The following is a 14048-nucleotide window of genomic DNA, read 5'->3' on the forward strand; positions in this document are numbered from 1 at the left end:
TCCGGGCTCTGTGTGGTGCCGGCGTGGGGTGGTCGTGCGGGGGGGGGGGGGGGGGGGGGGGGGGGGGGGGCGGGGCGGGGGGGGGGGGGGGGCGGGGGGCCCCCCCCCCCCCCCCCCCCGGCCGGAGAGGGGCTACTTGATGTCGTCGACGCCGGACTGGTAGTCCTCACCCAGCTGGGTGAGAACGTCCTCGGGCGACTTGGTGCCGTTCACGAGCTCCTGCAGGCCGGCGTTCAGCTGGTCGTAGAAGGTCGGGGTGGGCCAGTCCGGGTAGAAGGCGAGGCCGTCTTGCTCGGTGAGGGTGTTGAAGTTGGCGATCAGCTCCTGGCTCTTCGGGTCGGTGATGTCGGCCGCGTCGGCCGCCACGGGGATGCCGCCGTTGTTGCCGATGAGCGCCTGGATCTCGGGGCTCATCGTGATGTCGATGAACTTGTAGGCGAGGTCCTTCTGCTTCGAGTTCTCCGGGACCACCCACAGGTTTCCGCTGGAGCCGGGGGACATCTTCGCCTCGGGGAACAGGAACGTTCCCCAGTCGAAGGTCGTGACATCCGTCACCATGCGTCCGTACCACCAGCTACCCGAGTAGAAGATCGGGTTGGTGCCGTTGATGAAGCTCGTGCCGGCGTCTTCGGCCTTGAGCCCTGTCGAGTCCTTGGAGATGTAGCCCTTGTCGACCCAGTCCTTGATGGTCTCGGCCGCGAAGGTGAAGTTCTCGTCCTGGAAGTCGACGGTGCCGGTGTACAGCTGGTAGTCGTTCACCCACTCGCGCGTGGCGTCGCTCAGCGCGAGCTGGTAGAACAGCTGTCCGAGCGGGTACTCGGCCGCCGACTCGGCGAGCGGGGTGACGCCGTTCTCCTTGAACGTCGCGAGCGCGGCCTCGAACTCGTCGAACGTGGTCGGAACGGCGATGCCGTACTCGGCGAAGGCGTCTTTGTTGTAGTACACCTCGACGAACTCGCCGTAGTTCGGGATGCCGTAGTACGCGCCGTTGCCCATCACGCCGTCTTCGTCGTAACGGGCGGTGGTCTGCAGCGACTCGGCGAGCTTGTCGTCCCAGCCGTAGGCCTCGACGGCGGGGTCGAGGTCGGTGAGCAGTCCTTGGCTCGCGAGCAGGCCGGCGGTCGCGTTGCCCTTGTTGTACTCGAGGATGTCGGGGCTGGCGTCGGAGTTGAGCACCTGGCTCGCGGTGGAGCGGATCTGCTCGAAGCTCTTCGCCTCGAACTCGACCTTCGCGCCGGTCTCCTCCTCGAACTTCTCGATGGCGGCGTTCCAGGCGATGCCCATCGCGCTCGTGTCGCTCTCGTAGTGCCAGAGGGTGAGCGTCTTGCCCGCTCCGTCCGGGTCGACGCTGACGGGTGCGTCCTCGGTCGCGCCGCCGGCGCAGCCCGCGAGCAGCATGGCCGCGGTCGCGAGAATGGCCCCTGTCGCAAAGTATTTCTTGCGCATCTCATACCTCCTTGTAGAAGGAGCGCCGCCCAGTGCAGGCTGGCAGCCACTCCGATGCCAAATGTTGTAGTGGACAACATACACAGAGCTTTACCGGTAAAGCTAGCGATTCGAAGAAAATGGTTGAGCGGTAAAACACTCATATTCCGGATGGCACGAAGGTGGCGGCCGGGCGGCGCGGTACGGCGTTCCGGCCGGGCGAGCGGTTCGGCTTCCCGGCCGGCCGCGCGGTTGCGGGGCCGTGCGCGCGGTTCGGGCCGGGCGCGCGGTTCGGGCCGGGCGCGCGGTTGCGGCGCCGTGCGCTACAGCCGCATGCGAGTGCGCGTGTCTGACTGGCCATTTCGGCACAGTTACCGGAGCAACTGGCCGTCACAAGTGGCCACCCGTCGCCTGTCGACGCTCGGGCCTGTCACGGGCGCCCCCGGAAGTGCACTTGTGACCCCTTTTTGGCGCCGGTTTTGGCACACAAGTGCACTCTCGTGGGCGGACCATGGACGCGGCTGGACGGCGCGCAGGCGCGGCCGGGGCGGCGCGCAGGCGCGGCAGGCGCGGCGCGGCAGGCGCGGCGCGCAGGCGCGGCGCGCAGGCGGCGCGCGGCCGCCCGCTAGAACGCGGCGGGGTCGGCGAGCACGGCCGAGAATGCGAGCTCGGCGGCGCCGATCATCAACAGGTTCAAGCCGAGGGCGGCCCGCCCGATCGTGACCCCCTCGCGCGACGCCCGCAGCGGCTGGTGCGCGACGAGCGCGTCGAGATGCCCGGGCGCGACGGCGTAGAGCGAGCCGAGAAACCCGCCGAGCAGGATCTTCTGCGGGTTGAGCGTGTTGATCGCATTGCGCAGGGCGACCGCGAGGAAGTCGAGCTGGCGGTGCACCTCGGCGAGCACCTCGGCCGACTCCGAGGCGAGCAGCGCGTTCTCGAGCTCGTCGCTGTCGGCGTCGGCGAGCCCGACGAGGGCGAGCAGCGGCGCACGTCTGACTTCGGTCTCGAGACATCCGACACCGCCGCAGTGGCAGACGATTCCGCGGGAGTTGACCAGGGTGTGGCCGAGCTCGCCCGCATAGCCGGCGGCGCCCGTGAGCGGCTGGCCCCCGGCGATGACTCCCCCGCCGATTCCGCTCGCGCCGCCGTTGAGGTAGATGAAGTCGGTGAGGTCGCGCCCCGCCCCGAAGGTGCTCTCGGCGAGCGTGCCGAGGCGGGCGTCGTTGCCCGCTACGACCGGATAGCCCGTGGCCTCCGACAGCATGCCGGCGAGCGGCTCGTCGACCCAGCCGAGGTGCGGCGCGAGCCGGACGACGCCGTCGAGCTCGCGCACGAGACCGGGCACGGCGACACCGATGCCGACGACGCGGTAGTTCGCGTCGAGCTCGTCGCGGAGCCCGTCGATGACCGTGGCGCAGATCTGCACTGCCTCGCGCGCCTCCGGCTCGTGGTCTGTGGCGTGACGGACGCGCTTGATCACCTGGCCGCCGAGCCCGACGACGGCGATGGTGATGGCGTCGATCTCCGGGTTGACGGCGAGCGCGACGGCGAGAGGCGCGGGCTTCACGATGGGGCTCGGGCGGCCGACCTGGCCCTGCACGTCGGCGTCGACCTCAACGACGAGCCGGCGTTCCACGAGCTCGCCGACGAGGGCGGCGACCGTCGACCGGTTGAGGCCGGTCTGCCGTGTGAGCAGCGAGCGGGAGACGCCCTGCGACCGGTGCACGAGACCCAGCACGACGGCGAGGTTGTGCCGGCGCACATGGTCGGCGCTGTTTCCGCGCCCCGTCTGCTGCGATTCGACCAGACTCACTGTCCCCACCATTCCATCGTGCTGAAACCATAACCCTGCTGCAGGTTAGCGGTTGTATCGACGACTTGTGGCTGATATGTTGTGCCAGTCAACAAATCACCGACGACGCTGAAGGACACTTCCATGAGCACCCTCCCCACCCGCGACGACAAGTTCTCATTCGGTCTCTGGACCATCGGATACAACGGCGCCGACCCCTTCGGCGGACCCACCCGTGCTCCCCTCGACGTCGTGCACGGCGTGGAGAAGCTCGCCGAGATCGGCGCATACGGCCTGACTTTCCACGACGACGACCTGTTCGCCTTCGGCTCGACCGACACCGAGCGCCAGACGCAGATCGACCGCCTCAAGCAGGCACTCTCCGACACCGGCATCATCGTGCCGATGGTCACCACCAACCTGTTCAGCGCCCCGGTCTTCAAGGACGGCGGCTTCACGTCGAACGACCGCGACGTGCGCCGTTTCGCGCTGCGCAAGGTGCTGCGCAACGTCGACCTCGCTGCCGAGCTCGGCGCGAAGACCTTCGTGATGTGGGGCGGCCGCGAGGGCGCAGAGTACGACGCGGCGAAGGACATCCGCGGCGCGCTCGAGCGCTACCGCGAGGCCGTCAACCTGCTCGGCGACTACGTCACCGACAAGGGATACGACATCAAGTTCGCGATCGAGCCCAAGCCCAACGAGCCGCGCGGCGACATCCTGCTGCCCACCCTCGGCCACGCCCTCGCCTTCATCGAGACCCTCGAACGCCCCGAGCTCGTCGGCGTCAACCCCGAGGTCGGCCACGAGCAGATGGCCGGGCTCAACTTCACCGCCGGCATCGCGCAGGCGCTGTACCAGGGCAAGCTGTTCCACATCGACCTCAACGGCCAGCGCGGCATCAAGTACGACCAGGACCTGGTCTTCGGCCACGGCGACCTGCAGAACGCCTTCTCGCTCGTCGACCTGCTCGAGAACGGCGGCCCGAACGGCGGACCCTCGTACGACGGCCCCCGCCACTTCGACTACAAGCCCTCGCGCACCGAGGACGAGACCGGAGTCTGGGAGTCGGCCAAGGCCAACATGCGCATGTACCTGCTGCTCAAGGAGCGCGCCGCGGCCTTCCGCGCCGACCCCGAGGTGCAGGAGGCGCTGCTCGCCTCGCGCGTCGAGCAGATTAACGAGCCGACGCTCGGTGCCGGCGAGAGCTACGACGACCTGCTCGCCGACCGCTCGGCCTACGAGGAGTTCGACGCAGACGCCTACTTCAACGGCAAGGGCTTCGGCTTCGTGCGCCTGCAGCAGCTCGCCGTCGAGCACCTCGTCGGCGCGCGCTAACCCCTCCCCACCCCGGTCGGGCGCCAGTTCGGGCGTCGGGCTGCAGCGCGCGCTGCGGCCCGACGCCCGAACTGCAGCCCGACGCAATCGCCGAACCCGAAAGGCCCCCGCATGACACTCGTCGCCGGAGTCGACTCATCGACCCAGAGCTGCAAGGTGGTCGTGCGCGACCTCGAGACGGGCGCGATCGTGCGCTCGGGCCGCGCCGCCCACCCCGAGGGCACCGAGGTCGACCCGGCCTTCTGGTGGTCGGCCCTCATCAAGGCGATCGGCGACGCGGGCGGCCTCGACGGCGTCTCGGCGATCTCGATCTCCGCGCAGCAGCACGGCTGTGTCGTGCTCGACGACTCGGGACGCGTCATCCGCCCCGCCCTGCTCTGGAACGACACCCGGTCGGCGGATGCCGCGGCAGAACTCATCCGCGAGTTCGGCGCCGAGCGTCTCGCCGAGCGAACCGGCTCGGTGCCCGTCGCATCGTTCACGCTCACCAAGCTGCGCTGGCTGCAGACGCACGAGCCGCGGAACGCCGCGCGCATCGCGGCGGTCGCGCTCCCCCACGACTGGCTCACCTGGCGGCTGCGCGGCTACGGTCCCGAGGGCGAGAGTCCGCTCGGCCCGGTGCTCGGCGAGCTCACGACCGACCGCTCCGACGCGAGCGGCACCTCTTACTGGAACCCGTCGACGGGCGAGTACGACCGCGAGCTGCTCGACGCCGCCCTCGGAAATTCAGGAGTAGGCCACACCGTCGTGCTGCCGACCGTGATTCCGCCGGGGGGCCGTGCCGGCACCGTGGGCGCTACTCCTGAGTTTCCGAACGGCGGCGGCATCGTCGTCGGGACGGGCACCGGCGACAACGCGGGCGCCGCGCTCGGGCTGGGGGCCGCCACCGGAGACGTCGTCGTCTCGATCGGCACGAGCGGCACGGTCTTCGCCGTGACGGAGGCGCCCACCGCCGACGCGACGGGCACCGTCGCCGGATTCGCGGACGCGACAGGCAACTTCCTGCCGCTCGTCGCGACACTCAACGCGGCCCGCATCCTCGATGCCGTCGCCGGCCTGCTCGGCGTCGGCCACGACGAGCTCGGCACCCTCGCGCTCGAGGCGCCGGCCGGCGCGGGCGGCCTCGTGCTGCAGCCCTATTTCGAGGGCGAGCGCACGCCGAATCTTCCGGATGCCACGGCCACCCTTTTCGGCATGACCCTGGCCAACACGACCCGCGCGGGTCTCGCGCGCGCCGCCGTCGAGGGCATGCTCAGCGCGCTCGCCGACGGTCTCGCGGCCGTCGCCGGGGAGGGGGTGGCGGCGACACGCATCCTGCTCATCGGCGGAGCGGCGCAGAATCCCGCTGTGCAGCAGATCGCCGCGCAGGTCTTCGACGTGCCGGTCGAGGTTCCGCTTCCGGGCGAGTACGTGGCGAGCGGCGCCGCGCGCCAGGCCGGCTGGGCCCTCACCGGCGAGCTGCCCGCGTGGTCGACCGAGATCGCGGCGAGCTTCGCACCCGCGCGAGCGGGCGTCATCGGCGAGCAGTACGCGGCCCGCCGGGCCTGAGCCCGGCGCGGCCCCGTCTGCGCACCCGGTTGCGTCTGCGCCTGCGCCTGCGCCTGCGCAATCATGGGACGACCGCGCACGCGCGCCGTGCCGCAGTCGTCCCGGGACCGCGCAGAAGCCGGAGCGGATGCTTCGGCTGCAGTTCGGGCGAAGGGCGCCAGCGCGCGCTGTAGCCCTCCGCCCAGGGTGTAGCCCAACCGCGCCCGGCCAGCAGCGCAGCTACCGGCCGCCCGGCGCCGCGGTGCTGTCGCGCACCACGAGCCGGGTCGCGAGGTCGACGCGCGGGATCGACTCGAGCTGCTCCTCGCTCATGCGCACGACGAGCCGCGCCGCCTCCTCCGCCATGCGCGTGAGCGGCTGGTGCACCGTCGTGAGCGCGGGGCTCGACCACTGGGCCAGCTGCAGGTCGTCGTAGCCCACGACCGACAGGTCCTCCGGCACGCGGATGCCGAGCGACCGCGCGGCGTCGAAAACCCCGAGCGCCTGCAGGTCGCTGCCGGCGAAGATCGCGGTCGGCCGGTTCTCCCCGGCGAGCATACGGCGCGCGTTCTCGCGCCCGCCGTCGACGTGGAAGTCTCCGAAGGCGACGAGCGACTCGTCGACGGTGAGCCCGGCGGTGTTCATCGCAGAGCGGAAGCCGTCGAGCCGCGCGTGCGAGCACATCATGTCGTCCGGTCCGGTGATCGCGGCGATGCGCGAGTGTCCCAGCTCGATGAGGTGGCGCGTGGCCATGAGGCCGCCCGACCAGTTCGCCGAGCCGACAGAGGGCACGTCGGGCGACGGATCGCCCGCCGGGTCGACGATCACGAACGGGATGGCGCGCGAGCGCAGCTGCGCCTTGTAGCCGTCTGCGAGGTCGGAGAACACGAGCACCACGCCGACGGGCCGCCGGCGCAGCACGCCGGTGATCCAGTCGGGCGCTGGGGCGTGGCGAGTGCCGGTCTCGGAGATCACGACACTGAGGCCGTGCTCCTTCGCGACGTTCTCGACGCCCCGGATGAGCTCCATCGCCCACACCGTGTCGAGGTCGGGGAAGACGAGCTCGATGAGCGTGTTGCGGTTCGGCAGGCCCATGCGCCGCTGATACCCGTGGGCGTCGAGTATGCCTTCGACGCGCGTGCGGGTGGCCGCAGCGACATCCGACCGCCCATTGAGCACCTTCGAGACCGTCGACAGGGAAACCCCGGCCTCATCGGCAAGTTCGTTAAGTTTCACTCGCCCGATCGACGTCGTGGATTCGCTCATGGCCCCTCGGTTCTCGAATTTGTTGCCTCAAACAACTTGTGCGCGATACATGCTTCTGCTTAGACTCCAGCCATCCTAATCATTTTCGACGTAGTTGTCGAAACTTTCGAGAGGCGTTCAACGATGAACACACGCAGCACAAGAAAATACGTGGCGGCGGGGGCGGTCGCGCTGATGTCGCTCGGCGCCCTGTCGGGCTGCAGCGGGGGCGACGGCGACTCCGCCGACGGCACCACGACGCTCACCTTCTGGCACAACGGAACCACCGAGCCGATCCAGTCGATCTGGCAGGACGCGGTCGACGAGTACGAGAAGGCCAACCCCGACATCACGATCGACGTCGTACCGATCCAGAACGAGGACATCGACACGAAGATCCCGCTGGCGCTGTCATCGGACAGCCCGCCCGACATCTACTTCAGCCGGGGCGGCGGACAGCTCGCCACGCAGGCGCAGTCGGGTCAGATCGCCGACATCACCGAGTACACGAGCGACTGGATCGGCGACCTCGGGAAGGCAGCCGACAACTGGGCGGTCGACGGCGTGCAGCACGGCGTGCCGTACGCCTCGCAGGTCGTCGGCTTCTGGTACCGCACCGACCTGTTCGCCCAGGCGGGCATCACGAGCACCCCGACGACGCTCGACGAACTGAACGACACGGTCGACAAGCTCAAGGCGGCCGGTATCGCGCCCATCGCCGTGGGCGGAAAAGACCGCTGGCCCGACGCGTTCTACTACAACTCCTTCGCGGTGCGCGAGTGTGGCGAGGACGTGCTGAAGAAGGGCCTCGCAGAGGGTGACCTCTCCGACGAGTGCTTCACCAAGGCAGGCCAGGACGTGATCGACTTCATCGCGACCGAGCCGTTCCAGGAGGGCTTCAACGGCACGCCCGCCCAGCAGGGCGCCGGCAGCTCGGCCGGCCTCGTCGCCAACGGCGGAGCCGCCATGGAGCTGCAGGGCACCTGGCACAAGTCGGTCATGCAGGGTCTCACCGACACCGACCTCGACCCGCTCGTCGGCTGGTTCCCGTTCCCCGAGGTCGACGGCGGCGAGGGCGACCCGAGCGCGACGCTCGGCGGCGGCGACGGTTTCGCCTGCACGCAGAAGCACGCCGAGGAGTGCGCCGACTTCCTGGAGTTCCTGTCCAACGACGACATCCAGAGCGAGCTCGTCGAGAGCCAGGTCGTGGCGATCCCGGTCAAGGAGGCCGCCGCCGCGACCATCACCGACCCGGTGATGAAGTCGGTGTACGACTTCAACACCGAGGCCGCCTACATCGCCACGTACTTCGACGTGGCGCTCCCCACCGCCGCGGGCTCGGCCCTGAACGACGCCGTGGCCAACCTGTTCGCCGGCAAAGGCACGGCAGAGTCGGTCGCCGAGGCAGTCAAGGCGGCCGAGTAGAGATGAGCACCATCACCGCCGTCGTGACTCGAGACGTCACGACGGCGGCGGGCTCGCCTTCACCGCAAGGCGCCCCCCGCCGCCGCTCCCACCTGCGCAAGAGGCTAGAACTGGCCCTGCTGCTCGGCCCCGCCACCCTCCTCTTCGTGACCTTCGTCTTCCTGCCGCTCGTCGCGGCCGCCTACTACAGCCTCTTCGACTGGAACGGCTTCGGTCCCCTCGTCGACTTCGTCGGCCTCGACAACTACACGAAGGCGCTCGGCGACCCGCTCTTCCAGGGCGCCATCAGCCACAACCTGTTCATCGTGATCGCCTCGCTCGTGGTGCAGCTGCCGCTCAGCATCGCGCTCGCCCTGCTGCTCAACGGCAAGATCAAGGGCCGCACCGCGCTGCGCCTGCTGGTCTTCGCCCCCTACGTGCTCTCCGAGGCGGTCACCGCCGTCATCTGGCTCTCGCTGCTGCAGCCGAACGGCGTGGTCGACGGCCTGCTCGAGGGCGCGGGACTCGGCGGGCTGGTGCAGCTCTGGCTCGCCGACCAGAACATCGTGATGCTCACGCTCTTCGCCGTGATCACGTGGAAGTACATCGGCTTCGGAATCATCCTGTTCCTCGCCGGCCTGCAGGGCGTACCGGAGGAGCTGCGCGAGGCCGCGCAGATCGACGGTGCGACGGGCTGGCAGACCACGCGGCTCATCGTGCTGCCGCTGCTCGGCCCGACGATCCGCATCTGGGTCTTCCTCTCCATCATCGGCTCGCTGCAGCTGTTCGACCTGGTCTGGATCATGACGCTCGGCGGACCGGCCGGCGCCTCGACGACCATGGCGAGCTACCTCATCGACCGCGGCTTCCGGCGCTACGAGTTCGGATTCGGCAGTGCCGTCGCCATCATCCTGTTCGCGATCTGCTTCGTGTTCGCGCTGTTCTACCAGCGCTTCGCCCTGCGCCGCGACACCCAGGGTGCGATCACCGGAAGGGTCGAGTAGATGACCGCCACCACCATCGCCCCCGCTCCGGCCCCCGCCAGGAGCAAGGCGTCCTTCGGCGTCATGACGCCCGTGCGCTACCTGTTCGCACTGCTCATCGTCGGCGTCACCGTGGCCCCGCTGTTCTTCGTCATCCTCGGCGGGTTCCGCTCGAACGCGCAGATCAACAGCGACCCGGCCGGCCTGCCCTCGCCGTGGGTGTTCTCCAACTACGCGGCGATCCTCGTCTCGGAGTCGTTCTGGCGGTTCCTCGCCAACAGCACGCTCATCTCGGTCGCCGCGACCGTGCTCGCGGTGGGACTCGGCTCGATGGCGGCGTTCGCGCTGTCGCGCTACCGGTTCCGGGGTCGCGAGGCGCTGTACTCCATGTTCACGGTCGGACTGCTCTTCCCGCTCGGGGTGGCGATCCTGCCGGTGTACCTGCTGCTGCGCCAGCTGCACCTGCTCGAGTCGTGGATCGGGGTGGCGCTGCCGCAGGCCGCATTCGCCCTGCCCGTGACGATCATCATCCTGCGTCCGTTTATGGCCGCGATTCCGACGGAGATCGAAGACGCGGCCGTGATGGATGGCGCGACGCGGCTCGGTTTCTTCTGGCGGATCCTGCTCCCCCTCTCGAGACCTGCGCTCGTGACGGTGTCGGTGCTGGCCTTCATCACGAGCTGGAACGGCTACCTGCTGCCCCTGCTCGTGTTCAACGACCCGGCGAACTTCACGGTGCCGCTCGGGGTCGCGACCTTCCAGTCGCAGTACGCGCAAGACACGGCGTCGATCCTCGCGTTCACCGCGCTGTCGATCGTTCCGGCGCTGGTCTTCTTCATCTTCGCCGAGCGACACATCGTCGGCGGCCTCACGGGATCGGTAAAGGGATGATCACGGGACTCTGGAACGACAGCACGGCACCGACCGGCGACCGCGTCGAGGCGCTCGTCGCCGCGATGACGCTCGAGGAGAAGATCGCACAGCTCTACGGCGTGTGGGTCGGCGCCTCGAGCGACGGCGGCGAGGTCGCCCCGCACCAGCACGACATGGACGACGCGATCGACCTCGACGCGCTGCTCCCGCGCGGGCTCGGACAGCTCACCCGGCCGTTCGGCAGCGCGCCGGTCGAACCGGCGATGGGCGCGGCCTCGCTGCAGCGCACACAGGAGCGCATCGTCGCCGGAAGCCGGTTCGGCATCCCCGCGATCGCGCACGAGGAGTGCCTCGCCGGCTTCGCCGCGTGGGGCGCCACCGCCTACCCGGTGCCGCTCGCCTGGGGCGCCACCTTCAACCCCGCGCTCGTCACCACGATGGCGGCGCGGATCGGCGCCGACATGCGCTCCGTCGGCGTGCACCAGGGCCTCGCCCCGGTGCTCGACGTGGTGCGCGACGCCCGCTGGGGCCGGGTCGAGGAGACCATCGGCGAGGATCCCTACCTCGTGGCGACGATCGGCACCGCCTACGTGCGCGGCCTCGAGAGCGCGGGGCTGGTCGCGACGCTCAAGCACTTCGTCGGCTACTCGGCGTCGAAGGCGGGCCGCAACCTCGCGCCCGTGTCGATGGGGCGCCGCGAGGTCAACGACGTGCTCATCCCGCCGTTCGAGATGGCGGTCCGCGACGGCGGAGCGCGCTCGGTCATGCACTCCTACTCCGACGTCGACGGAATCCCCTCGGCCGCCGACACGGCCCTGCTGACCGGGCTGCTGCGCGAGACGTGGGGCTTCACCGGCACCGTCGTCGCCGACTACTTCGGCGTCGCGTTCCTGCACCTGCTGCACGGTGTCGCCGGCAGCTGGGGCGAGGCCGCGGCACTCGCGCTCGGCGCGGGCGTCGACGTGGAGCTGCCCACCGTGAAGACCTTCGGCGAGCCGCTCGTGGCCGCCGTCACGTCCGGCGCGCTCGACGAGGCGCTCGTCGACCGCGCGCTGCGCCGGGTGCTCGCCCAGAAGGTGCAGCTCGGCATGCTCGACCCCGGCTACTCCCCCGCTCCCGCGCGGTCGGGCTTCGACCTCGACCCCGCCGAGAACCGCGAGCTCGCCCTCCGGATCGCCGAGCAGTCGGTCGTGCTGCTGTCGAACGACGGGACCCTGCCGCTCGACCGCCCGGCGCGCATCGCCGTGGTCGGCCCCAATGCGGACGACCCCTTCGCCGTGCTGGGCTGCTACTCCTTTCCGTCCCACGTCGGCACGCAGCATCCCGAGTGGGAGATCGGCATCGACCTGCCGACCGTGCTCGACGCCGTTCGTGCCGAGTTCGGCTCGAGCATCGTCGAGTACGCAGCGGGAACGAGCGTCGACGGCGGCGAGACCGACTTCCGGGCCGCGCTCGAGCTCGCCGCGGCATCCGACGTCGTCGTGCTCGCCCTCGGCGACCGGGCGGGCCTCTTCGGCCGGGGCACCAGCGGCGAGGGCTGCGACGCCGAGTCGCTCGTGCTGCCGGGCGCGCAGCAGCAGCTCGTCGACGCCCTGCTCGAGGGAAGCACCCCCGTGATCGTCACCCTGCTCGCCGGCCGGCCGTACGCGCTCGGCCGAGCGGTGACCGAGGCGGCCGCGATCGTGCAGTCGTTCTTCCCCGGCGAGGAGGGCGCGACGGCGATCGCCCGGGTCCTCAGCGGCGCGGTCGCCCCGTCGGGCCGGCTGCCGGTGAGCGTGCCCGCCCTGGCCGGCACCCAGCCGACCACCTATCTCGCATCGCCGTTGGCCCGGGCGAGCGACGTGTCGAACATCGACCCGACCGCCGCGTTCCCGTTCGGCCACGGGCTCGGCTACACCTCGTTCGAGTGGGACGACGTCGAACAGGCCGCGGACGAGGTGGCGACGGATGCCTCGATGGCTGCGAGTCTCACGGTGCGCAACGCCGGCGACCGCGCGGGGGTCGAGGTCGTGCAGGTCTACCTGCACGACCCGGTGGCCTCTGTCGTGCGACCGGTGCAGCGGCTCGTCGGCTACGCGCGGGTGCCGCTCGAACCGGGCGAGAGCGCGCGGGTCCGCTTCGACGTTCCCGCCGACCTCGCCCAGTTCACCGGCCGCGACGGCGAGCGCATCGTCGAACCGGGCGCTCTCGAGCTGAGGTTCGCCCGCTCGTCGGCGAGCGCGGTGTTCACCGTCGGGTTCACCCTCACCGGCCCGGTGCGCACCGTCGACCACACCCGAGCACTGCGCTCGGAGGTCGAGGTCACGCGAACGCCGACGCTCGCGGCGCTGTAGCCCGGGGTCCCGTCGGTAGGGCTACAGCTTGGGCGTCGGGCTCCAGCGCGCGCTGTAGCCCGACGCCCGAACTGTAGCCCTACGTGGCCGGGGTCGGGCCGGGGGCCGGCGCCGTCGACTCGCGCACGACGAGATGCGGCACGGGGTGCTTCGCCTCCTCGAGCGTTCCGTCGAGGATGAGCTCGAGCAGGGTCGACATCACCGTCGCCCCGAGCTCGGAGAAGTCCTGACGGATCGTCGTCAGCGGCGGCGTGAGGTGCTCGGCCTCGGGGATGTCGTCGAAGCCGATCACGCTGACGTCCTGCGGGATGCGGATGCCGGCCTGGCTGAACGCGTGCATCGCGCCGAGCGCCATCTGGTCGTTGGCGACGAACAGGGCGGTGAAGCTGCGCGCCGGGTCGGCGGCGTACAGCTGGCCGAGCCGGTAGCCGCTGCCGGGCGACCAGTCGCCGACGAGCGGCTCGAGCGCGACGAGACCGTGCTCCGAGAGGGCCGCGCGCCAGCCGCGCACACGCTCCGTGGCATCCATCGAGTCCTCGGGGCCGGCGAGGTGCAGGATGCTGCGGTGCCCGAGCCCGATCAGGTGCTCTGTCGCGTCGTACGCGCCGCGGAACTGGTCGATCGACACGCTGTGGAAGCCGACACGTCCGCTCGACTCGACGGCGATGAGCGGCACGCCGAGGTCGATGCCCTGGATGGCCTCCAGCGCACCGCGGTGCGCCGCGATCAGCACGATCGCCTCGACGTTCTGGCTGAGCAGCAGCTCCACCGCGGCCCGCATCGACGCGACATCCGTCTCCAGCATGCTCGAGATGCTCACGAGGTAGCGGGCGTTGCGGGCCGCCTCGGTGAAGCCGAGCAGGATGCTGGATGGCCCGTAGTCGGGGTTTCCGGTCGTGATGAGCCCGATCGTGCGGGAACGGCGGGTGACGAGCGACCTGGCCGCGGTCGACGGCCGGTAGCGCAGCTGCTTGATCGCGTCCTCGACCCGGGTGCGGGTGGCCGGCCGCACGTTGGGCAGGTCGTTGAGCACGCGCGACACCGTCTGATGCGACACCCCGGCCAGTCTCGCGACATCGAAGATGTTCGCGACGCGGGCCTTGTCTTCGGTACTCACTTGCCCATTATGGA

Annotated in this window: 10 protein-coding genes; 6 read left to right on the forward strand and 4 right to left on the reverse strand. The window is 70.2% G+C overall.

The genetic code is table 11. The annotated features are described in order from the left end of the window. Nucleotides 1-132 precede the first annotated feature (132 nt). A complete protein-coding gene (locus tag ABIE21_RS12510) occupies nt 133-1446 on the reverse strand; it encodes an ABC transporter substrate-binding protein (protein ID WP_354025170.1) in 1314 nt (437 codons plus the stop codon). Nucleotides 1447-2050: 604 nt separating this feature from the next. Continuing rightward, a complete protein-coding gene (locus ABIE21_RS12515) occupies nt 2051-3238 on the reverse strand; it encodes an ROK family transcriptional regulator (protein ID WP_354025171.1) in 1188 nt (395 codons plus the stop codon). 123 nt (nt 3239-3361) lie between these two features. On the opposite strand from ABIE21_RS12515, the gene xylA reads away from it, so the two are divergent. Both xylA and xylB read left to right on the forward strand, forming a co-directional pair. After that, a complete protein-coding gene (gene xylA / locus ABIE21_RS12520; RefSeq protein ID WP_354025172.1) occupies nt 3362-4552 on the forward strand; it encodes a xylose isomerase in 1191 nt (396 codons plus the stop codon). Between the two features lie 111 nt (nt 4553-4663). Beyond that, nucleotides 4664-6100, forward strand: coding sequence for a xylulokinase (gene xylB / locus ABIE21_RS12525; RefSeq protein WP_354025173.1), 1437 nt, complete (start codon nt 4664-4666; stop codon nt 6098-6100). Between the two features lie 219 nt (nt 6101-6319). Here the strand turns inward: xylB and ABIE21_RS12530 are convergent, their stop codons facing one another. Next, nucleotides 6320-7345: a LacI family DNA-binding transcriptional regulator gene (locus tag ABIE21_RS12530; RefSeq protein WP_354025174.1), complete on the reverse strand. Its 1026-nt coding sequence runs from the start codon at nt 7343-7345 to the stop codon at nt 6320-6322. Nucleotides 7346-7468: 123 nt separating this feature from the next. On the opposite strand from ABIE21_RS12530, the gene ABIE21_RS12535 reads away from it, so the two are divergent. Genes ABIE21_RS12535 through ABIE21_RS12550 form a run of 4 tightly spaced genes read left to right on the forward strand, consistent with a single transcriptional unit; the run spans nt 7469 to nt 12917 of the window. After that, nucleotides 7469-8749 (forward strand): ABC transporter substrate-binding protein, encoded by a 1281-nt coding sequence (locus ABIE21_RS12535; RefSeq protein ID WP_354025175.1) that lies wholly within the window; start codon nt 7469-7471, stop codon nt 8747-8749. 2 nt (nt 8750-8751) lie between these two features. Further along, nucleotides 8752-9732: a carbohydrate ABC transporter permease gene (locus tag ABIE21_RS12540; RefSeq protein WP_354025176.1), complete on the forward strand. Its 981-nt coding sequence runs from the start codon at nt 8752-8754 to the stop codon at nt 9730-9732. Further along, nucleotides 9733-10602: a carbohydrate ABC transporter permease gene (locus ABIE21_RS12545; RefSeq protein WP_354025177.1), complete on the forward strand. Its 870-nt coding sequence runs from the start codon at nt 9733-9735 to the stop codon at nt 10600-10602. Next, nucleotides 10599-12917, forward strand: a complete 2319-nt coding sequence (locus tag ABIE21_RS12550; RefSeq protein ID WP_354025178.1) for a beta-glucosidase family protein — start codon at nt 10599-10601, stop codon at nt 12915-12917. Before ABIE21_RS12545 ends, ABIE21_RS12550 begins: the two co-directional genes overlap by 4 nt. A 79-nt stretch (nt 12918-12996) precedes the next feature. Here ABIE21_RS12550 and ABIE21_RS12555 read toward each other — a convergent pair whose 3' ends face one another. After that, the gene (locus ABIE21_RS12555; RefSeq protein ID WP_354025179.1) at nt 12997-14034 is read right to left on the reverse strand and encodes a LacI family DNA-binding transcriptional regulator; all 1038 of its coding nucleotides are present in this window, start codon (nt 14032-14034) and stop codon (nt 12997-12999) included. Nucleotides 14035-14048 lie beyond the last annotated feature (14 nt).

The sequence above is a fragment of the Conyzicola nivalis genome, from assembly GCF_040548875.1.
GTDB lineage: Bacteria > Actinomycetota > Actinomycetes > Actinomycetales > Microbacteriaceae > Conyzicola > Conyzicola nivalis_A.